Source organism: Streptomyces sp. NPDC033180 (assembly GCF_055577645.1).
In genome coordinates, this window is the sequence record NZ_JBVIPU010000011.1 from 106,339 (window position 1) to 126,659 (window position 20,321).

The following is a 20,321-nucleotide window of genomic DNA, read 5'->3' on the forward strand; positions in this document are numbered from 1 at the left end:
CGCAGCGCTTCTACTGTTCATACACCGCTCGGTCCCCACAGGTTCCCAACCCCGCATCACGGACTCGCGGACGTCGTCATTCCCAGGATCCCATCGCCGACGGCAGCGCCGCGATCTCGGCCAGATCCGCCCCGGTGAGCCGTATCGACGCCGCCCCGGCGTTCTGCACCGCCCAGCGCTCCCGCTTGGCCCCCGGTATCGGCACCACGTCGCGGCCCTGCGCGAGCACCCAGGCGAGCGCCACCTGCGCCGGACTCGCCTCGTGCCGCTCGGCCACCCGGCGCAGGCCCACCACCAGCGGCTGGTTGGCCGCCATCATCTCGGCGGTGAAACGGGGATGCCGGGCCCGCACGTCGTCCGGCTCGAAGCCCTGCCCCGGCGTCAGCGTCCCCGTGAGGAAACCGTTCCCCAGCGGCATCGCCGCCAGGAAGCCGACCCCGCGCGCCGCGCACCACGGCAGCAGTGTCTCCAGCGCCTCACGCGACCACACCGAGAGCTCCGCCTCCACCGCGCTGACCGGAAAGACCTGCTGCACCCGCTCCAGCTGCCGGATGGTCCCCTCGTGCAGCCCCCTGCCCTCGCGCCGCGAGGCACGGGCTCCCACCGCGCACAGCCCGAGCGCCCGCACCTTCCCCGCGGCGACGAGCTCGGCCATCGCGCCCCAGGTCTCCTCGACGGGCACCTCGGGATCGGCGCGGTGCAGCTGGTACAGGTCGATCGTGTCCGTCTGCAGCCGCCGCAGCGACGCGTCGCAGGCCCGCTTCACATAACCGGGGCGGCCATTGGCGACGATGTGCTGCTCGCCCACCAGGAGCCCGCACTTGGTGGACACGAAGGCCTCGGCCCGCCGCTCCTTCAACGCCCTTCCCACCAGCAGCTCGTTGGTGAACGGCCCGTACATGTCCGCCGTGTCAAGGAGGGTCGAGCCCTGGTCGAGCGCGGCGTGCACGGTGCGCAGCGACTCCTCACCCCGCTGCCGTGACCCGGTGTACGCCCAGCTCATCGGCATGCAGCCGAGCCCGACCGCACCCACCCCGAGCGCTGCCGCGCCGATCGTCCTGCGGTCCACCTGGCCGTGCCCTCCCACCTCATGTCCGAGCGGCCCCCAACGTAACCTCTGGCTCCGCCCGCGCGGCGTGCGGCCAGGGCGCACTAGCCTCCTGACCATGACGACAGACGTGTGGCTCCCCTACGCCGCGGACGAGATCGAAGGCCTGCCCGGAGCTGCCGAAGCCGGGCTCAACTACCGCTTCTGGGACGGTGGCCCGGACTTCCCCGCGGACCCGGCCGACTGCGTGTTCTACGCGGTGCCCTATATGAAGGGCGCGGAGACCTCCGTGAGGCCCCTGCCCGGGATGACATCCGTACGCGCCGTACAGACCCTCACCGCGGGCATCGACCACGTCGAGGCCGGGCTCAAGTTCCTCGCGCCCGGTGTCCAGTTGTGCAATGCCAGGGGAGTGCACGAGGCGAGCACGGCCGAGCTCGCGCTCGCCCTGATCCTCGCGTCACTGCGTGGCATCCCCCGCTTCGTGGAAGGGCAGCGGCAGGAGGAGTGGCGATCCGGGTTCTATCCGGCGCTCGCCGACAAGTCCGTGCTGATCGTGGGATACGGGTCGATCGGTTCCGCCATCGAGGACCGGCTCACCCCCTTCGAGTGCGCGCGGGTGGCGCGCGTCGCGCGCTCTGCCCGTGCCACGGAGCGCGGCCCCGTGCACCCGCTCGCCGAACTGCCGGCGCTGCTGCCCGATGCCGACGTGGTCATCCTCTCCACGCCCCTCACCGACGCCTCCCGCTGCCTGGTGAGCGCCGATTTCCTGGCCCGCATGAAGGACGGCGCCCTGCTCGTGAACGTCGCGCGCGGCCCAGTCGTCGACACCAAAGCGCTCCTGGCCGAACTGGAGAGCGGCCGGATCACCGCCGCTCTGGATGTCACCGAGCCGGAACCGCTGCCCGCAGGTCACCCCCTGTGGCACGCTCCTGGAGTGCTCATCAGCCCGCACGTGGGCGGATCGTCCTCCGCCTTCCTGCCCCGCGCCAAGCGCCTGCTCGCCGCGCAGCTGACCCGTTACGTCGCCGGGGAACCCCTCGGAAACGTCGTCCTGACAACCGAGTAGCGCACCAACCGGGCCAACCCGCGGTCATTCAGGGACCGTTCGAGCACACTCCGCACCTGTTTGTGTGCGCCCCGTGTTTACAACTCCGTCGGCAGTCACGCAGCGTAGAGAAGCTATGTCCCTGAGTGACGAGACTGGTGTATCGTCCCGACAGGGGCTGCGCCGTGGACAGTTCGTCGGCGCCGGGGACGAGACATCAGACGCGAGGGGGGCGACGGGCGATGTACGGCCAATGGGCGAACCATCCGACGCGGCGAGGCCGCCGACGACTCTCACGCACACCGGCGCGCAGCCGTACGCGCGACGGCTTCGCACACGAGGTCCCGGGGCCGATCAGTCACGGGAGGCGCACGGACGCGGGCGCGGTACGGATCAGGGCGGCCCGGTGAGCACCCGTCCGTCACCCGCCACCGCCCTGGAGGGCGGCGGAGGTCTGACGGCGCCGATGCCGCCCGGCACGCCCCTGACCCGGCGCCCCGCCTCCGGCGGCGGTGCGGGCTTCGTCTCGCAGATCGCGCTCCTCGTGGTCTGCGGCGGGTACGCCACCGGGGCCGCGCTCGGCTGGGGATCGACCCGCACCGCCCTGATCATGGGAGACTTCGGCCTGAGCGTCGCGGCGGCCGCCGCCGCGGTCTCCTGTTTCCGCTACTCACGCACCCGTCGCAGCCGCTTTCGACCCGCATGGCTGCTCTTCGCGCTCTCCTCCGCGATGGCGTCCCTGGGCAACGGCGTATGGGGCTGGTACGAGGTCGTGCTCGAGCAGCCGGTGCCGAGCCCGGGCCTCGCCGACCTGTTCTTCCTCTGCTTCGCGCCGCCCGCCATCATCGGCCTGCTCGTGCTCGCCAAGCGCCCGGTGACCAAGGCCGGTTGGGTCTGCCTGGCGCTCGACGCCTGGCTCATCGGCGGCTCACTCCTCACACTCTCCTGGAGCCTGGCGCTCGCGCACACGGCGCAGTTCGAGGGCCAGAGCGTCGCGCACGCCGCTCTCTCGCTCGCCTACCCGCTCCTCGACATCGCGCTGGTCAGCATGGTCCTCGCGCTGCACTTCAGACGCTCGTCCGCCAACCGCACGGCGGTGAACACGGCGATCGGCGCCCTCGCGCTGACGGTCATGTGCGACGCGATGTTCACCTCGCCCCTGCTGCACGCCAGTTACCGCTCCGGACAGATGCTGGACGCGGGCTGGTTCGCGGGCTCACTCCTCCTCGCGTACGCCCCTTGGGCGGCGCCCTGGCACAAGAACGCGGACGACGCGCAGCCGCACGCGCGCGTGCAGCACGACGACGTCCCCACCGACGAACGGGCCGCCGCCACCCGCCCGATCGCCGGCTCGCTGGCCGCCCTGACGCCGTATCTGGCCGCCGCCGTCTGCACGTTGGGGATTCTCTACAACGTGCTCAGTGGCCGCAGCGTCGACCAAGTCGTGCTCTTCACCGCGGGCACCGTCGTGCTCGCCCTGGTCGTGCGCCAGGGCATCATGCTCCTGGACAACATCACCCTCACCCAGGAACTGGCCCAGAAGGAGAACCACTTCCGCTCCCTGGTCCAGGGTTCGAGCGACGTCATCATGATCGCCGCTCCGAACGGCATACTTCACTACGTCAGTCCGGCCGCATCCGGCGTGTACGGCCGGGAGGCCGAAGACCTCGTAGGTTCCGAACTTGCCTCGCTCATGCACCCCGAGGACCTGGGCCGCGTCGTCCACGAAGTGCGCAGATTCCTCACCGCGAACCCCGTAGAAGAACCCACGACCCGCATCGAGTGCCGCTTCAAGTCCGGGGACGGCGACTGGTTGAACGTGGAGTCCACGGTCAACCGCCACCAGGGCGGCCTCATCTTCAACAGCCGCGACGTCACCGAACGGGTCCGACTCCAGGCGCAGTTGCAGCACAACGCCGAGCACGACCCGCTCACCGACCTGCCCAACCGCGCGCTGTTCACCCGCCGGGTGGGCCAGGCGCTCACCGGCCGCAGGGTCACCGACCGGGGTACGGCCGTGCTCTTCATCGACCTGGACGGCTTCAAGGCGGTCAACGACACCATCGGCCACCAAGCGGGGGACGAGCTCCTCATCCAGGCGGCCCGCCGCCTTCAGGTGGCCGTCAGGTCCGGGGACTGCGCGGCCCGGCTTGGCGGCGACGAATTCGCCGCGCTCATCGTGGGTGACGGCACCCGCGACCAGGCCGCACGCGAGCAGCACATCTACGAACTCGCCGACCGCCTCAGAATCACCCTCTCCCAGCCCTACGCGATCGACGGCAACGACGTGCGCGTGGCGGCTTCCATCGGCGTGGCCTTCGCCGAACCAGGCATCGGAGCGGGCGAGCTGCTGCGCAACGCCGACCTCGCGATGTACCGCGCCAAGGCCGCGGGCAAGGGCCGCGTCGAGCTGTACGCACCCCAGATGCAGGCCGACGTCGTACGCAAGGCGGAGCTGGCCACACGGCTGCGCACCGCCCTGCACGACGGCGAGTTCGCACTGCTCCACCAGCCGGTGGTCTCCCTGGACGACGGCCGTATCACCTCCGTCGCCGCCCAGGCGCGCTGGCGCTCGGCGCAGGGCATCCTCTTCACGCCCGCCGAGTTCCTGCGCGTGGCCGACAGCTCGGAGGCCCAGGAGGGCGCCCGCACCGCCGAGCTCGGCCGCTGGGTGATCGAGCAAGCCGTCCAGCAGGCCGCCGAGCGCGGGCGCACGGGCCACGCGACGCCCGTCGCCGTCCGCATCAGCGCGCGGCGCCTCCTGGACCGCTCCATGCCCCTTGGCTCCATCGAGGCGCTCCTCACCCGGTACGGGCTGCCCTCCGGGGCGCTCATCATCGAGCTCGCCGACAGCGACCCCCGGGTGTCGCTCGACGACCTGGAGCGCCGTCTCACCGCCCTGCGCAGGCTCGGCGTACGTATCGCCCTGGACGGCTTCGGGAGCGGCTATGCCGCCATCACGGCACTGCGGCGGCTCCCCGTCGACGTACTGAAACTGGACCGCAGTCTCATCGAGGGCGTCGTCGAGTCCGCGCGGCTGCACAAGATCACCTCCGGTCTGCTGCGCATCGCAGGCGATCTGGGGCTGCTCTCGGTGGCCGACGGCGTCGACCTTCCGGAGCAGGTCATCGCCCTGCGCGCGATGGGCTGCACGCACGGGCAGGGCATGGCGTTCTCCGGGCCCCTCGACGAGTACCGGCTGCGCCGCGCCCTGTCGCTCGGGCAGTATCCGGTGCCGCACGGCCCCGCGGAGCCGGTGCTCGCCGGCGGCCCGCCCGTGGCGTACGGAGGAGGTGTCGAGTCCTTCGCCCGCTCACATAATGAGACCCCCGTCCCACCTACTTGACAGGCACTGCGCGCCGGAGAGAGGGTCAGTGCCATGCGCACCCGAATTCTCGTACTTGGAAAGCGCGTCGGCTGAAGCTGGGACTCACCGGTCCGAACACCGGAATCCCTGCACCCGCTCCGACGCGCTCCCCTCGCTTGCCTCACGGCACGAGGGGTTTTTTGTTGCACCGGCACCTGCCAAAACCCCGCAAACACCCCGCAAAAACCCTCAGCTTCGAGAAGAGAATGCCGATGACCGAGCAGGCCACCGGGGCCCACCATCCGCAGCCGCGGCCCCGATCCTCAGGACAGCAGTCCGCCCCCGTCGAGCACGTCACGGGTGCGCAGTCCCTCATTCGTTCTCTCGAGGAAGTCGGGGCCGACACGGTATTCGGCATTCCCGGCGGTGCCATCCTTCCCGCGTACGACCCGATGATGGACTCCACCCGCGTCCGTCACGTCCTGGTGCGGCACGAGCAGGGCGCGGGCCACGCCGCCACCGGTTACGCGCAGGCCACCGGCAAGGTCGGGGTGTGCATGGCGACGAGCGGCCCCGGTGCCACCAACCTCGTCACGCCGATCGCCGACGCCCACATGGACTCCGTGCCCATGGTCGCGATCACCGGCCAGGTGGCTTCCAAGGCGATCGGCACGGACGCCTTCCAGGAGGCGGACATCGTCGGCATCACGATGCCGATCACCAAGCACAACTTCCTGGTCACCAAGGCGGAGGACATCCCGGCGACGATCGCGGAGGCCTTCCACATCGCCTCCACGGGCCGTCCGGGGCCCGTCCTGGTCGACATCGCCAAGGACGCCCTCCAGGCGCGGACCACCTTCCAGTGGCCGCCGACCCAGGACCTGCCCGGCTACCGCCCGGTGACCAAGCCGCACGCCAAGCAGATCCGCGAGGCCGCCAAGCTGATCACCGCCGCCAAGCGGCCCGTCCTCTACGTCGGCGGCGGCGTCCTGAAGGCCCAGGCCACCGCCGAGCTGAAGGTCCTGGCAGAACTCACCGGAGCGCCCGTCACCACCACACTGATGGCGCTCGGCGCATTCCCCGACAGTCACGAGCTGCACGTGGGAATGCCGGGCATGCACGGAGCGGTCACCGCCGTCACCGCGCTGCAGAAGGCCGATCTGATCGTCGCCCTCGGAGCCCGCTTCGACGACCGCGTCACCGGCAAGCTGGACAGCTTCGCGCCCTTCGCGAAGATCGTCCACGCCGACATCGACCCGGCCGAGATCGGCAAGAACCGCGCCGCCGACGTGCCGATCGTCGGAGACGCCCGCGAGGTCATCGCCGACCTGATCCAGGCGGTGCAGGCCGAGCACACCGCGGGCCAGAAGGGTGACTACAGCGCCTGGTGGAAGGACCTCAGCCGCTGGCGCGACACCTACCCCCTGGGCTACGACCAGCCCGAGGACGGCTCGCTCTCCCCGCAGCAGGTCATCGAGCGCGTCGGAAAGCTCGCCCCGGAGGACACGATCTTCGCGGCGGGCGTCGGCCAGCACCAGATGTGGGCCGCCCACTTCATCGACTACGAGAAGCCCGCCACCTGGCTCAACTCCGGCGGCGCCGGAACGATGGGGTACGCGGTCCCGGCCGCGATGGGCGCCAAGGCCGGTCAGCCCGACCGCACGGTCTGGGCGATCGACGGCGACGGCTGCTTCCAGATGACCAATCAGGAACTGACCACCTGCGCCCTGAACAACATCCCGATCAAGGTCGCCATCATCAACAACGGCGCCCTCGGCATGGTCCGCCAGTGGCAGACGCTGTTCTACAACCAGCGCTACTCCAACACCGTGCTGCACAGCGGTCCCGAGGACATCGGCCCCAACAAGGGCACCCGCGTCCCGGACTTCGTGAAGCTGTCGGAGGCGATGGGCTGCGTGGCGCTGCGCTGCGAGCGCCCCGAGGACCTCGACAAGGTCATCGCCGAGGCCAACGCCATCAACGACCGCCCCGTCGTGGTCGACTTCATCGTCCACGAGGACGCCCAGGTCTGGCCCATGGTCGCCGCAGGCACCTCGAACGACGAGGTCATGGCCGCCCGCGGGGTCCGCCCCGACTTCGGCGACAACGAAGACGACTGAGACCGAGAGCGAAAGAGAGAGAACGACTCATGTCCACCAAGCACACGCTCTCCGTCCTGGTCGAGAACAAGCCCGGTGTCCTCGCCCGGATCACCGCCCTGTTCTCCCGCCGCGGCTTCAACATCGACTCCCTGGCCGTGGGCGTCACCGAGCACCCCGACATCTCACGCATCACCATCGTCGTGAACGTCGAGGACCTGCCGCTCGAACAGGTCACCAAGCAGCTCAACAAGCTCGTCAACGTCCTGAAGATCGTCGAACTGGAGCCGGCCGGCGCCGTGGCGCGCGAACTGGTTCTCGCCAAGGTCCGCGCCGACAACGAGACGCGCTCGCAGATCGTCGAGATCGTCCAGCTGTTCCGCGCCAAGACCGTGGACGTCTCGCCCGAGGCGGTCACCATCGAGGCCACGGGCTCCAGCGACAAGCTGGAGGCGATGCTCAAGATGCTGGAACCCTTCGGCATCAAGGAGCTCGTCCAGTCCGGCACCATCGCGATCGGCCGCGGCTCCCGCTCCATCACGGACCGCAGCCTGCGGGCGCTCGACCGCTCGGCCTGAACGGGCCGCCGGGCCCGCCCGCATAGCGAGACCTGAAAACTTTCTTCCCCCCGCCCGCCGTACGGTGGGTCGCAACACCAGCACACATAGGAGATTTCCAGTGGCCGAGCTGTTCTACGACGACGACGCCGACCTGTCCATCATCCAGGGCCGCAAGGTCGCGGTCATCGGATACGGCAGCCAGGGCCACGCCCACGCGCTGTCGCTCCGTGACTCGGGTGTCGACGTCCGCGTCGGTCTGCACGAGGGCTCCAAGTCCAAGGCCAAGGCCGAGGAGCAGGGCCTGCGCGTGGTGACTCCCTCGGAGGCCGCCGCCGAGGCCGACGTCATCATGATCCTGGTCCCGGACCCCATCCAGGCCCAGGTCTACGAGGAGTCCATCAAGGACAACCTCAAGGACGGCGACGCGCTGTTCTTCGGCCACGGCCTGAACATCCGCTTCGGCTTCATCAAGGCCCCCGAGGGCGTCGACGTCTGCATGGTCGCCCCCAAGGGCCCGGGCCACCTGGTCCGTCGCCAGTACGAGGAGGGCCGCGGCGTTCCGTGTATCGCGGCCGTCGAGCAGGACGCGACCGGCAACGGCTTCGCGCTGGCCCTCTCGTACGCCAAGGGCATCGGCGGCACGCGTGCGGGCGTCATCAAGACGACCTTCACCGAGGAGACCGAGACCGACCTGTTCGGCGAGCAGGCCGTGCTCTGCGGTGGCACCGCGGCGCTGGTCAAGGCGGGCTTCGAGACGCTGACCGAGGCCGGCTACCAGCCGGAGATCGCGTACTTCGAGTGCCTCCACGAGCTGAAGCTCATCGTGGACCTCATGTACGAGGGCGGCCTGGAGAAGATGCGCTGGTCGATCTCCGAGACCGCCGAGTGGGGCGACTACGTCACCGGTCCGCGCATCATCACGGACGCCACCAAGGCCGAGATGAAGAAGGTCCTCACCGAGATCCAGGACGGCACGTTCGCCAAGAACTGGATGGACGAGTACCACGGCGGTCTGAAGAAGTACAACGAGTACAAGTCCCAGGACGAGAACCACCTCCTGGAGACCACCGGCAAGGAGCTCCGCAAGCTCATGTCGTGGGTCAACGAAGAGGCGTAAGCCGTACGACGCGAGGGCCGGGACCGCAGTCCCGGCCCTCACGTCGATCCCCGGAAGGGCCGCGGACGACGTCGTTGTCCACCCCGTCCAGCCACGGACGAGTGATCCTTCCACCAAGGCGTAAGACACTCGTCACTACGCCACTAGACTGCTTTCAACATTCGCGTCGGGCCCACAGCGTCGTGCGTCTTCCACGCGGCTAAGCGACACCGCATGCGGCCGTCGGGACGGCCGTCCGCATTGGACTTGTGAGGACTCACGTGAGCACTGCTGCCAACGGCAAACCGGTCGTACTCATCGCTGAAGAGCTGTCGCCCGCCACTGTCGACGCCTTGGGCCCGGACTTCGAGATCCGTCAGTGCAACGGCGCGGACCGCGCCGAGCTGCTGCCCGCCATCGCCGACGTCGACGCGATTCTGGTCCGCTCCGCGACCAAGGTCGACGCCGAGGCCATCGCGGCCGCCAGGAAGCTGAAGGTCGTCGCCCGCGCGGGCGTGGGCCTGGACAACGTGGACGTGTCCGCCGCCACGAAGGCCGGCGTCATGGTGGTGAACGCCCCCACCTCGAACATCGTCACCGCGGCCGAGCTCGCCTGTGGCCTGCTCATCGCCACCGCCCGCAACATCCCCCAGGGCAGCCAGGCCCTGAAGGCCGGCGAGTGGAAGCGTTCCAAGTACACCGGCGTCGAGCTCGCCGAGAAGACCCTCGGCGTCGTCGGCCTCGGCCGCATCGGTGCTCTTGTCGCCCAGCGCATGAGCGCTTTTGGCATGAAGGTCGTCGCGTACGACCCGTACGTGCAGCCCGCGCGTGCCGCGCAGATGGGCGTCAAGGTCCTCACGCTCGACGAGCTGCTCGAGGTCTCGGACTTCATCACCGTGCACCTGCCCAAGACCCCCGAGACGGTCGGTCTGATCGGTGACGAGGCCCTGCACAAGGTCAAGCCCGCCGTCCGCATCGTGAACGCCGCGCGCGGCGGGATCGTCGACGAGGAGGCGCTGTACTCGGCGCTGAAGGAGGGCCGCGTCGCGGGTGCCGGACTGGACGTGTACGCGAAGGAGCCCTGCACGGACTCCCCGCTCTTCCAGTTCGACCAGGTCGTCTGCACGCCGCACCTCGGCGCCTCGACCGACGAGGCGCAGGAGAAGGCCGGCGTCTCCGTCGCCAAGTCCGTCCGCCTGGCCCTCGCCGGTGAGCTCGTCCCGGACGCCGTGAACGTCCAGGGCGGCGTCATCGCCGAGGACGTGCGTCCCGGTCTGCCGCTCGCCGAGAAGCTCGGCCGGATCTTCACCGCCCTCGCGAGCGAGGTGGCGGCCCGCCTCGACGTCGAGGTGTACGGCGAGATCACCCAGCACGACGTGAAGGTGCTCGAACTGTCCGCCCTCAAGGGCGTGTTCGAGGACGTCGTCGACGAGACCGTGAGTTACGTGAACGCGCCGCTCTTCGCCCAGGAGCGTGGCGTCGAGGTCCGCCTCACCACGAGCTCGGAGTCCCCGGACCACCGCAACGTCGTGACGGTGCGCGGCACGCTCACCGGCGGCGAGGAGATCTCGGTCTCCGGCACGCTGGCCGGCCCGAAGCACCTGCAGAAGATCGTCGCCATCGGCGGGTACGACGTGGACCTGGCGCTCGCCGAGCACATGGTCGTCCTGCGGTACGCGGACCGTCCCGGTGTCGTCGGCACCGTCGGCCGCGTCCTCGGCGAGGCCGGCATCAACATCGGCGGCATGCAGGTGGCGCGCGCCGACGTCGGCGGGGAGGCGCTCGCCGTCCTCACGGTGGACGACACCGTGCCGCAGACGGTGCTCAACGAGCTGGCCGAGGAGATCGGTGCGGAGTCCGCACGCGCGGTCAACCTCACGGACTAGGGCCTTTCGAGGCTTCGCCTCGAACTCGCCTCGAACTCCCCCAAGCTCCTGAGGAGCAGGGAATCCCCGGACGGGCTGGATACTCTCCAGCCCGTCCGGCGTTTGTCGTAGGCCGAAGTAGCCTGCCCCGCATGGGACACCGTGAGGATCTGCTCGAAGGCGCCAAGCACTGCCTGCTGGAGAAGGGTTTCGTGCGGACGACGGCCCGCGACATCGTGAAGGAGTCGGGGACGAACCTGGCGTCCATCGGGTACCACTACGGCTCCAAGGACGCGCTCCTCGTGGAGGCGTTCGTCGCCCTGATCGAGCGGGCGGGGGGCGACTTCGGCGACACGACCGCCGGCGGGGACGGCACGGAGGGCGGCTCGATCGAGCGGTTCGAGGAGGTGTGGGCGAACGTCCTGCGCACCTTCCCCGATTCCCGGGCCATCTGGATGCTGACCTTCGAGGTCATCACGCAGGGGGAGCGTCTCGCCGGGGTCCGTGACCTGCTGGTCAGGACGCAGCGGGACGGGCGCAGCGGGCTCGCCGCGGTGTTCACCGGGATCGAGGAGAGCGCCATCCCGGACGATGTGGTCGAGACAGAAGGCCGCTTCTACACGACGCTGCTCAACGGCCTGATGGTGCAGTGGCTCTTCGACCCGGAGTCGGCGACCACCGCCGAGCAGCTCACCGAGGGTATGAGGCGTGTCATGGGGCGAGCGTCGGAGGGCTGACGCGGCGGCTACAGCCGTGATGCCTTCAGGACCATGTGCAGCAGCAGCCGGTCCTCGCCGTCGTCCAGGTCGAGGCCCGTGAGCTGCTCCACGCGCGAGAGGCGGTAGTAGAGCGTCTGGCGGTGGATGCCCAACTCCGCTGCCGTGCGGCCCGCTTGGCCCGCGCAGTCGAGGAACACCTCCGCGGTGCGGGCGAGTTCGCGGTGTGCGGGGGAGAGGAGCGCGCGGGCCACCGGGTCCTCGGCGGCCTCGGCGGGCAGCGAGGTGAGCAGGCGGTAGGGGCCCACGTCCGCCCACTGGGCCACGGGGGCGAAGCGTGGTTCGGCGCGGGCCGCGCGGGCCGCCGTCGACGCCTCCCACCAGGCGGCGCCGAGCTCGTCCAGGCCGTGGCGTGCGCTCGCGATGCCGGCCGCCGCCGTGCCCTTCGAGGCGCTCTTCGTGGCGTCCAGGAGCCGCGTGGCCGCCGACACCGCCGGGGTGGGCACGTCCGCCGAGCGCAGCCGGACCAGGACCGCGAGGCTGTGGCCCGCCGCGCCCCAGGGCACCGTGCACAGCGCCGTCGCCCCCTGCACCGTACGGACCGAAGGGGCGTCGTCCGGGTCGGCGGACGGCCAGGGGGCGACGCAGACGACCGCGTGCAGGCCCTCGCCCCGCGGGCCGAGCGCCGTGCGGAGGTCGGCCACGGCCATGTCCCGCTGCCAGCCGCGCTCGGCGGTCAGGACCGCCCGGAACTCCCGGGTCAGGTCGGCGCCCGCCTGCACCTCGTCGGCGAGCAGGGCGCCGATGCGGGTGGCGACCTCCATGGCGGCGGCCAGCTGGGCGTCCGTCGGCCCGGGATCGTCGTCGAGCAGCCATACGTAACCCAGGGAGAACCCCCGATGCCGTACGGGCAGGCAGATCCGCCCGCGGTGCACGCCCGCCTCCGGGGTGGGCGGAATGCGGACCGGGGCCGTCGCGCGCGTGATGCCGAAGCTCTCGAACCAGGTGCGGACCCCGGCCGTGGAGCGGCGCGTGAGGATCGAGCGGGTGCGCACGGGGTCCAGGGCCGCCGCGTCGAAGTCGCTGTCGCCGCCGCTGTCGTGCGCGCCGAAGGCGATCAGCTCGAAATCGCGGTTCTCCAGCGTCGCGGGGGCGCCGAGCAGGGCTGAGATCTCGTCGACCAGTTCCTGGTAATCGCCTTTCACGCTGTCCATTCTGACGTAGTTCGCCCCCGCCTTCAGACAGATGTCTGAGATCCAGGGCACGGATGCGTGACAGCTGTCGATGGCACCGGATCGGAGAGATCCTTAGGTTTCACAGTGGTTCTCCGTGCCGTACCGCTTCGTTACGCATATCCAGGTACGGCCCTGTTTCTACTCTCCGTGGAGGTGCCCGTGCTGGGTCCCGTGATCCTCGCCGCGTCGCGCAGCGACCAGATGCGCCGTTTCGTGTCGGCGGCCCCGGGCACCAAGCAGGTCGTCGGCCGCTTCATCGCCGGTGAGACCGTGGACCAGGTCGTGCCGATCATCACGGACGCCGCCGACAAGGGTCTCGAGGTCACCCTCGACGTCGTCGGCGAGGACATCACCACGCCCGAGCAGGCCGCCGGCGCGCGCGACGCCTACCTGGAGCTCGTCGAGCGCCTCAAGGACCTCGGCCTCGGGGCCAAGGCCGAGATGTCCGTGAAGCTGTCCATGTTCGGCCAGGCACTGGAGGGCGGCCACGAGCTCGCCCTCGCCAACGTCCGCCCGGTCGTCATCGCCGCCGCCGCGATCGGCACCACGGTGACCCTGGACGCCGAGGACCACACCACCCTCGACTCGATGTTCGCCATCCACGAGGAGCTGCGGAAGGACTTCCCGCAGACGGGCTGCGTCATCCAGTCCTACCTCTTCCGCACTGAGGACGACGCCCGCCGCCTGGCCGCCGCGGGCAGCCGCGTACGCATCGTTAAGGGTGCCTACAAGGAGCCCGCCGAGGTCGCGTACCAGGACAAGGCGGAGATCGACAAGGCGTACGTCCGGATCATGCGCATCCTGATGGAGGGCGACGGGTACCCGATGATCGGGTCCCACGACCCGCGCCTGATCTCCATCGCACAGGAGCTCGCGCGGCGTGCGGGGCGCAAACTGGACGAGTACGAGTTCCAGATGCTGTACGGCATCCGCAGCGACGAGCACCTGCGGCTCGCGGCCGAGGGCCACCGGATGCGCGTCTACACCGCCTACGGCACCGACTGGTACGGATACTTCATGCGCCGCCTCGCGGAGAAGCCGGCCAACCTGCTCTTCTTCGCCCGCTCCATCCTCACCAAGGGCTGAGCTCCCTTTCCCCCGACCCCCCTTAAGGAGAACGGAACTCATGGACGCCGTCACCCAGGTCCCCGCGCCGGTCAACGAGCCGGTGCACGGCTACGCCCCCGGTTCCCCGGAGCGTGCCCGCCTCGAGACCAAGCTCAAGGAGCTCTCCGAGAACCCCATCGAGCTGCCGATGACCATCGGCGGCGTCAAGCGCCTCGGTGGCGGTGAGCCCTTCCAGGTCGTGCAGCCGCACAACCACAAGTCCGTCATCGGCAACGGCCGCGGCGCCACGCAGCAGGACGCCCAGGACGCGATCGACGCGGCCCTCGCCGCCGCACCGGCGTGGCGCGCGATGGCGTTCGACGACCGCGCCGCGATCATCCTGCGCGCCGCCGAGCTGCTCTCCACGACGTGGCGCGAGACCATGGCCGCCTCCACGATGCTCGGCCAGTCGAAGACCGCCCAGCAGGCCGAGATCGACACCCCCTGCGAGCTCATCGACTTCTGGCGCTTCAACGTCAAGTACGCCCGTGACCTGCTCGCGGAGCAGCCCCCGGCGAACGCGACCGGCGTCTGGAACCGTCTGGACCACCGCCCGCTCGAGGGCTTCGTCTACGCGATCACGCCGTTCAACTTCACCGCCATCGCGGGCAACCTCCCCACCGCCCCGGCCCTCATGGGCAACGTGGTCGTGTGGAAGCCGTCCCCGACGCAGACGCACGCCGCCGTGCTGCTCATGCAGCTCCTGGAAGAGGCCGGTCTGCCCAAGGGCGTCATCAACCTCGTCACGGGCGACGGCAAGGCCGTGTCCGAGGTGGCCCTGCCCCACCGCGACCTGGCGGGCATCCACTTCACCGGCTCGACCCCGACCTTCCAGCACCTGTGGAAGACGGTCGGCGAGAACATCGCCAACTACCGCACGTACCCGCGCCTGGTCGGCGAGACCGGCGGCAAGGACTTCGTCGTCGCGCACCCCAGCGCCGACCGCGCGATCCTCAAGACGGCCCTGACCCGTGGCTCCTTCGAGTTCCAGGGCCAGAAGTGCAGCGCCTCCTCGCGTGCGTACGTCCCCGCCTCGATCTGGAACGACGGCTTCCGTGAGGAGTTCGCGGCCGAGGTCGACGGCATCAAGATGGGCGACGTCACGGACCTCTCCAACTTCATCGGAGCGGTCATCGACGAGCGCGCGTTCGCCAAGAACAAGGCGGCCATCGACCGCGCCAAGGCGGACGACACCTGCACGGTCGTCGCGGGCGGCACGTACGACGACTCGGTCGGCTACTTCGTCCGTCCGACCGTCGTCGAGTGCTCGGACCCGGCCAACGAGGTCTTCACGACCGAGTACTTCGGCCCGTTCCTCGCGATCCACGTCTACGAGGACGACAAGTACGAGGAGATGCTGACCCAGATGGAGTCGGCCTCGGACTACGCCCTCACCGGCTCGGTCATCGCGAACGACCGTGCCGCCGCGGCGGACACGATGGAGAAGCTCCGCTACGCGGCGGGCAACTTCTACATCAACGACAAGTCCACCGGCGCCGTCGTCGGCCAGCAGCCCTTCGGCGGCGGTCGTTCCTCCGGCACCTGTGACAAGGCGGGCGCCCCGCAGAACCTGCAGCGCTGGACGCTGACCCGCGCCATCAAGGAGACGCTGGTCCCGCCGACGGACTACCCGTACCCGCACATGGGCTGACGCCCCCCGGGGCCTCGACGCCCCCTCCGAACCCCGCCTCCGACCTGGGCCCCACCCCGGTCGGAGGCGGTGTCGTTTCCCGGTTCAGGGCAGGCGCCGGGTCAGGAAGTCGTCGATCAGGGCGCCGATCTGGGCCGCGTGGGTCTCCAGGGCGAAGTGGCCGGTGGGCAGCAGGTGCACTTCGGCCTCCGGCAGATCGCGCAGGAAGGCGAGCGCGCCTTCCGGCACGAAGATCTGGTCGTGCGCGCCCCAGGCCGCGAGGAGCGGGACCTGTGAAGAGCGGAAGTACTCCTGGAACTCGGCGTACAACTTGACGTTGCTGCCGTAGTCGCCGATCAGGGAGAGCTGAATCCCGTCCTGGCCCTCGCGGGCCATCAGCGCGGCGTCGTGGTGCCAGGCGTCCGGGTTCAGCAGGCTCTGGTCCGTAACCCCGTGCGTGTACTGCCACTTGTTGCCTTCCAGGGAGCGGATCTCCCGTACGGGCGCGGCGGTCTTCTCGCTCGGGTCGTCGATGTAGGCGAACACGGGCGCCCACGCCTCGGTGCCGAGGCCCTCCTCGTACGCGTTGCCGTTCTGCGTGACGATCGCGGTGACGCGCTCGGGGTGCGCGAGCGCGAGGCGCAGGCCGATGGGGGCGCCGTAGTCCTGGATGTAGAGCGCGAAGCGGGTCAGGCCAAGCTGCTCGGTGAACTCGGCGGTGATGTCGGCGAGTTCGGCGAAGGAGTACGGGAAGTCCTCCGAGGACGGAGCCGCGGAGCGGCCGAAGCCGATGTGGTCCGGGGCGATGACGCGGTAACGGTGGGCGAGGCGCGGGATGAGGTCACGGAACATGTGGGAGCTGGTGGGGAAGCCGTGCAGCAGGAGGAGGACGGGGGCGTCCACGGGGCCCGCGTCGCGGTAGAAGATCTCGTGGCCGCGGACCGAGGTGGAGCGGTGGTGGGTGCGGTAGGTGCGGGCCTGCTGAGAGTTGCTCATCCGTAACCCCTCAAGTGCGTTTTGGTGGTTGCGCGACGAGATGAGTAGAGCATGCGCATGTATAACTGGTCAATGCGCATTGAAGGGTTAGGGGGTGGAGAGGGGGCTCAGCTGCTCGTGCCGGACGCCGCCGAGATCACCTCGTCCAGTACCTCCCGTGCCCGCAGCAGTTCCTCCACCATGCCGTCGATCCTGGCGCGCTCCACCGAGAGCTGGTCCACCAGCCACGGTGTCGCCGTCTCCGACGGGCCGCCGTCCTGGTCCCGCAGGCACGGAAGCAGCTGCACGATCTTCGCGCTGCACAGGCCCGCCGCGAACAGCTCCTGGATGTGGACGACCCGGTCGACCGCCGCCTCCGGGTAGTCGCGGTGGCCGCCCGGTGTGCGGTCCGCGTGCAGCAGGCCCTGCTTCTCGTAGTAGCGCAGGGAGCGCTCGCTCACGGCGGTACGCTTCGCCAGCTCGCCGATCTTCATGTCCCAAGTACCTCCGCACTTGAATCTGACACCGGTGTCAGCTTCTACCGTTCCGGCATGACGAACACTTCGCTTCTCGCACCGTATTCCGCGGGCCCCCTCGGTCACCTCCCCAACCGCATCGTGATGGCCCCCATGAGCCGCCACCGCGCCACCGAGGACGGCACCCCGCTGCCCGTGGTCGCCGACCACTACGCCCAGCGCGCGAGCGCGGGCCTCATCGTCACCGAGGGCATCTGGCCCAGCAGCCGGGGCCAGAGCGGATGGAGATTCCCGGGCCTGCAGACCGCCGCGCACATCGAAGGGTGGCGGCGGGTCACCGAAGCCGTGCACGCCGCCGGCGGGCGGATCTACGCCCAGTTGATGCACGGCGGCCGGCACGGACACCCGCTGTCCCGGATCGACGAGGACGTGCCCGCGGCGCCCTCCGCCGTACTCGTCGACCCGAGCCGCGTCCACGTGCGCGACGGAGCCAAGGCAGACCCGGTCACCCCGCGCGAGATGAGCCCCGACGACATCCGCACGGCGGTCGAGGACTTCGCGGACGCCGCCCGCAACGCCATCGCCGCGGGTTTCGACGGCGTCGAACTGCACGGCGCCAACAGCTACTTGATCCACCAGTTCCTCGCGGACAACTCCAACCTCCGCACCGACGCGTACGGCCGCGGATCGATCGCCGACAACATCCGCTTCGCCGTCGAGGTCGTACGCGCCGCCGCCGACGCCATCGGCGCCGAACGGCTCGGCCTGCGCCTCTCGCCGGGCAACCCGCAGTTCGGCATGGCGGAGGCGAACCCCGGCCCCGTCTACCGCGCGCTGCTCGACGAGATCGACGGTCTGGGCCTCGCCTACCTCCACCTCACCGACAACGACAGCTACCCGGCCCTCACCGACCTGCGCCCCCACTGGCACGGCACCCTCATCGGCAACGTCGGCGAGAACGGCGATCCGACGACGCGCGAGGCGGGCGAAGCGGTGCTCGCCGAAGGCCTTGCGGACCTCGTCTCGTACGGGCGGGCGTTCATCTCCAACCCCGACCTGCCGGAGCGGTTCGCGGCCGCCGCGCCGCTCCAGGAGATCGACAAGGCGCACCTCTACACCCATGGCGCCGAGGGGTACACCGACTACCCCGCCATGGAGTCCATGGAGCGTGAACTGGTGGCCGCCGCTCAGACCTCCACCAGTACCTGATCCAGCGACTTCCGTACGAGGTCCGGGACGCGGCAGTCCGGCGCCGGATAGCCGACGGGGATCACCGCGAACGCCTTCTCGTTCTCCGGGCGGCCGAGCACCTGCGACAGGAACCGCATCGGGCTCGGCGTGTGGATCAGCGCGGCCAGGCCCGACAGGTGCAGCGCGGAGAGCAGCATCCCCACCGCGATGCCGACCGACTCGTCCACGTAGTAGTGCTTGTGCCTGGTGCCGTCATCGCCCAGCCAGTACCGCTGCTGGAAGACGACGACCAGCGCGGGCGCGTCCGTCAGATGCGGCTTCACCTCGTCCGTGCCGAGCGGACGCAGGGCCGCGAGCCACTCCTCGCCAAGGCGCCCGTCGTACGAGATCTGCTCCTCGTGCTCGGCGGCCTCGCGGATGCGGCGGCGTATCTCCGGGTCCTGGACCAGGACGAACGTCCACGGCTGCTGGTGCGCGCCGGACGGCGCCGTCGCCGCGCACGCTATGGCGTCCCGCACGACCTGCGGGGGCACCGGGTCCGGCGCGAACTGCCGCACCGTGCGCCGCTCCCGCATCCGCGTGCGCAACTCCGCGGCCTGCGCGAGGGATTGGGACTCGGGCATGCGCTCGGGGCGGTACGGCACGGAGCGGTAGGGCTCGCCGTGGATGGGGGTCCAGGGGCGTTCTGTGGTCTCGTCAGCCATGCTCACGAGTGTGCCCCGGTCAGCTCCACCCCGTCACGATCAACGAGAGCCCGATCGTGAATCCGGCGCCCAAGAGGGCCAGATACAGCCCGTAGAACCTGCGCAGCCGGTGTACGAGGAATCCGAAGGCCCCGAAGGTGAGGCCCACCGTGAGGGTGCGGGAGCCGCGCGAGAGCGCGGAGTGGGCCAGCCAGTCCTGCGGAGCGATGTCGGCACGGCCCGCCTCGCGGGCGTACACCTTGAAGGGGATGCCGTTCCAGGGCTGATGGCGGACGGCCGCCGCGCCCTCGGCGGCGAGTTCGGCGCGGACCTCCGCGCGCATCCGGTCCGTGGTCAGCGGGTGCGGCAACTGGGCTCCGGATATGGCCAGTTGGAGGGCGAGCAGTCCGCCGGCCAGGCTGCCGGCGAGCGCCGTGAGGGACAGCTTCAGGGCCCGGCGCGGCAGTGCCACGCAGGCGATCGCCAGGAACAGCTCCGGCATCAGGGGCCAGCTCAGTGCCTCGGCGAAGGCCCACAGGAAGCCTGCGGCGAGGCCCCAGCGGGAGGCCGCTACCGCCGCGATCCGCTTGCGCGCCGAGGAGTCGGCGAGGGGCTCTTCCGTCGTACGGCGATGCAGCACGGCCACCGCGTCGCGGGCCTCCCCGGGGGTGGCCGAAGCGGGTAGCGGCTCACCGATGGCGACCCGCACCAGGGCGGGGCGTAGCCTGCCGTGCTTGGGCAGGAGGCGGTCCGTGCCCGCGATGGCGACCGGGACGACGGGTACGTCCGCCTGCCGGGCGAGGATCAGGGCGCCCTTGTGGAAGGCGCCCAGTTCGCCCTCGCGCGCACGGGTGCCCTCCGGGAAGAGGACGACGGCCGCGCCCGCGCGCAGGGCGTCCGCCCTGGCCAGCAGGTCGTCCATGCCGCCTCCGGTACGGCGCACGGGGAACCCCGCGGCCAGGCGGCTGCAGATCCGCTTCCGCCAGGGGGAGGCGAACCAGTAGTCGGCGGCGGCCCCTATCGCGGGAGCGTGGCGGGCGTCCAGTGCCGCGAGGAGCGCGGCGGTGTCCGCGTGGGACGAGTGGTTCGCCACGACCACGCAGCCACCGGGCGGGAGTTGACCGCGCCGCTCGACCCCGCCGGTGAGGGTGAGGAGGGTCCACCAGAGGGCACGGCGCAGGCGGGCCGCCCCTCGCTTCGGGCGCCGTCGGTCACCGGCTCCGCCGAGTTCGTCCTCAAACGCCGGACGGGCTGATGTCCTCGTAGACCGAGTCCTCGTAGACCG

Annotated in this window: 17 protein-coding genes; 11 read left to right on the forward strand and 6 right to left on the reverse strand. The window is 70.3% G+C overall.

Annotation, left to right across the window (positions count from 1 at the left end; all coding sequences use genetic code 11):
- Positions 1-76: 76 nt before the first annotated feature.
- Positions 77-1,069 carry an aldo/keto reductase gene (locus ACZ5WE_RS26725; protein ID WP_467693088.1) on the reverse strand — a complete coding sequence of 331 codons (993 nt, stop codon included), beginning with the start codon at positions 1,067-1,069 and terminating at the stop codon, positions 77-79.
- 97 nt (positions 1,070-1,166) lie between these two features.
- Between ACZ5WE_RS26725 and ACZ5WE_RS26730 the strand changes: the two genes are divergently transcribed.
- From ACZ5WE_RS26730 to ACZ5WE_RS26760, 7 genes are all read left to right on the forward strand, one after another.
- Positions 1,167-2,117 carry a 2-hydroxyacid dehydrogenase gene (locus tag ACZ5WE_RS26730; protein WP_467693087.1) on the forward strand — a complete coding sequence of 317 codons (951 nt, stop codon included), beginning with the start codon at positions 1,167-1,169 and terminating at the stop codon, positions 2,115-2,117.
- 385 nt (positions 2,118-2,502) lie between these two features.
- The gene (locus tag ACZ5WE_RS26735) at positions 2,503-5,442 is read left to right on the forward strand and encodes a putative bifunctional diguanylate cyclase/phosphodiesterase (RefSeq protein ID WP_467693085.1); all 2,940 of its coding nucleotides are present in this window, start codon (positions 2,503-2,505) and stop codon (positions 5,440-5,442) included.
- Between the two features lie 233 nt (positions 5,443-5,675).
- Entirely contained in the window at positions 5,676-7,523 is a 1,848-nt protein-coding gene (locus tag ACZ5WE_RS26740) for an acetolactate synthase large subunit (protein WP_467693083.1), read from the forward strand.
- A 29-nt stretch (positions 7,524-7,552) separates the two neighbouring features.
- Positions 7,553-8,080, forward strand: a complete 528-nt coding sequence (ilvN, locus tag ACZ5WE_RS26745; protein WP_160507374.1) for an acetolactate synthase small subunit — start codon at positions 7,553-7,555, stop codon at positions 8,078-8,080.
- 100 nt (positions 8,081-8,180) lie between these two features.
- Complete coding sequence (gene ilvC / locus ACZ5WE_RS26750) at positions 8,181-9,179, forward strand: ketol-acid reductoisomerase (RefSeq protein WP_467693081.1); 999 nt, start codon at positions 8,181-8,183, stop codon at positions 9,177-9,179.
- A gap of 260 nt (positions 9,180-9,439) precedes the next feature.
- On the forward strand, positions 9,440-11,044 hold the full coding sequence (gene serA / locus ACZ5WE_RS26755; protein WP_467693079.1) for a phosphoglycerate dehydrogenase: 1,605 nt from the start codon (positions 9,440-9,442) through the stop codon (positions 11,042-11,044).
- Positions 11,045-11,175: 131 nt separating this feature from the next.
- Positions 11,176-11,760: a TetR/AcrR family transcriptional regulator gene (locus ACZ5WE_RS26760; RefSeq protein WP_467693077.1), complete on the forward strand. Its 585-nt coding sequence runs from the start codon at positions 11,176-11,178 to the stop codon at positions 11,758-11,760.
- A gap of 8 nt (positions 11,761-11,768) precedes the next feature.
- On the opposite strand, the gene ACZ5WE_RS26765 is transcribed toward ACZ5WE_RS26760, so the two are convergent.
- The gene (locus ACZ5WE_RS26765) at positions 11,769-12,953 is read right to left on the reverse strand and encodes a PucR family transcriptional regulator (RefSeq protein WP_467693075.1); all 1,185 of its coding nucleotides are present in this window, start codon (positions 12,951-12,953) and stop codon (positions 11,769-11,771) included.
- A gap of 180 nt (positions 12,954-13,133) precedes the next feature.
- On the opposite strand from ACZ5WE_RS26765, the gene ACZ5WE_RS26770 reads away from it, so the two are divergent.
- Positions 13,134-14,060, forward strand: a complete 927-nt coding sequence (locus ACZ5WE_RS26770; RefSeq protein WP_467693074.1) for a proline dehydrogenase family protein — start codon at positions 13,134-13,136, stop codon at positions 14,058-14,060.
- Positions 14,061-14,100: 40 nt separating this feature from the next.
- The gene (gene pruA, locus ACZ5WE_RS26775; RefSeq protein WP_467693073.1) at positions 14,101-15,732 is read left to right on the forward strand and encodes an L-glutamate gamma-semialdehyde dehydrogenase; all 1,632 of its coding nucleotides are present in this window, start codon (positions 14,101-14,103) and stop codon (positions 15,730-15,732) included.
- 84 nt (positions 15,733-15,816) lie between these two features.
- Here the strand turns inward: pruA and ACZ5WE_RS26780 are convergent, their stop codons facing one another.
- Together ACZ5WE_RS26780 and ACZ5WE_RS26785 are read right to left on the reverse strand one after the other, a co-directional pair.
- Entirely contained in the window at positions 15,817-16,707 is an 891-nt protein-coding gene (locus tag ACZ5WE_RS26780; RefSeq protein WP_467693071.1) for an alpha/beta fold hydrolase, read from the reverse strand.
- Between the two features lie 107 nt (positions 16,708-16,814).
- The gene (locus tag ACZ5WE_RS26785) at positions 16,815-17,180 is read right to left on the reverse strand and encodes a MerR family transcriptional regulator (protein ID WP_467693069.1); all 366 of its coding nucleotides are present in this window, start codon (positions 17,178-17,180) and stop codon (positions 16,815-16,817) included.
- A 57-nt stretch (positions 17,181-17,237) separates the two neighbouring features.
- Here ACZ5WE_RS26785 and ACZ5WE_RS26790 point away from each other — a divergent pair, with 57 nt between their 5' ends.
- Positions 17,238-18,371 (forward strand): alkene reductase, encoded by a 1,134-nt coding sequence (locus ACZ5WE_RS26790; RefSeq protein ID WP_467693067.1) that lies wholly within the window; start codon positions 17,238-17,240, stop codon positions 18,369-18,371.
- On the opposite strand, the gene ACZ5WE_RS26795 is transcribed toward ACZ5WE_RS26790, so the two are convergent.
- Together ACZ5WE_RS26795 and ACZ5WE_RS26800 are read right to left on the reverse strand one after the other, a co-directional pair.
- Positions 18,350-19,057 carry a nitroreductase family protein gene (locus ACZ5WE_RS26795; protein ID WP_467693065.1) on the reverse strand — a complete coding sequence of 236 codons (708 nt, stop codon included), beginning with the start codon at positions 19,055-19,057 and terminating at the stop codon, positions 18,350-18,352. The genes ACZ5WE_RS26790 and ACZ5WE_RS26795 overlap by 22 nt on opposite strands.
- 19 nt (positions 19,058-19,076) lie before the next feature.
- The gene (locus tag ACZ5WE_RS26800; RefSeq protein WP_467693063.1) at positions 19,077-20,129 is read right to left on the reverse strand and encodes a lysophospholipid acyltransferase family protein; all 1,053 of its coding nucleotides are present in this window, start codon (positions 20,127-20,129) and stop codon (positions 19,077-19,079) included.
- On the opposite strand from ACZ5WE_RS26800, the gene ACZ5WE_RS26805 reads away from it, so the two are divergent.
- Positions 20,109-20,291: a hypothetical protein gene (locus ACZ5WE_RS26805; protein WP_467693061.1), complete on the forward strand. Its 183-nt coding sequence runs from the start codon at positions 20,109-20,111 to the stop codon at positions 20,289-20,291. The two genes, ACZ5WE_RS26800 and ACZ5WE_RS26805, sit on opposite strands and share 21 nt — an antisense overlap.
- Positions 20,292-20,321: the final 30 nt, after the last annotated feature.

Excerpts from the sequence above, each read along its gene's own strand:
- ilvN (WP_160507374.1), top strand. The coding sequence starts at position 7,553 with ATGTCCACCAAGCACACGCTCTCCGTCCTGGTCGAGAACAAGCCCGGT.
- ACZ5WE_RS26795 (WP_467693065.1), bottom strand. The coding sequence starts at position 19,057 with ATGGCTGACGAGACCACAGAACGCCCCTGGACCCCCATCCACGGCGAG.
- ACZ5WE_RS26740 (WP_467693083.1), top strand. The coding sequence starts at position 5,676 with ATGACCGAGCAGGCCACCGGGGCCCACCATCCGCAGCCGCGGCCCCGA.
- ACZ5WE_RS26730 (WP_467693087.1), top strand. The coding sequence starts at position 1,167 with ATGACGACAGACGTGTGGCTCCCCTACGCCGCGGACGAGATCGAAGGC.
- ACZ5WE_RS26790 (WP_467693067.1), top strand. The coding sequence starts at position 17,238 with ATGACGAACACTTCGCTTCTCGCACCGTATTCCGCGGGCCCCCTCGGT.
- ACZ5WE_RS26765 (WP_467693075.1), bottom strand. The coding sequence starts at position 12,953 with ATGGACAGCGTGAAAGGCGATTACCAGGAACTGGTCGACGAGATCTCA.
- pruA (WP_467693073.1), top strand. The coding sequence starts at position 14,101 with ATGGACGCCGTCACCCAGGTCCCCGCGCCGGTCAACGAGCCGGTGCAC.
- ACZ5WE_RS26760 (WP_467693077.1), top strand. The coding sequence starts at position 11,176 with ATGGGACACCGTGAGGATCTGCTCGAAGGCGCCAAGCACTGCCTGCTG.
- ACZ5WE_RS26785 (WP_467693069.1), bottom strand. The coding sequence starts at position 17,180 with ATGAAGATCGGCGAGCTGGCGAAGCGTACCGCCGTGAGCGAGCGCTCC.
- ACZ5WE_RS26780 (WP_467693071.1), bottom strand. The coding sequence starts at position 16,707 with ATGAGCAACTCTCAGCAGGCCCGCACCTACCGCACCCACCACCGCTCC.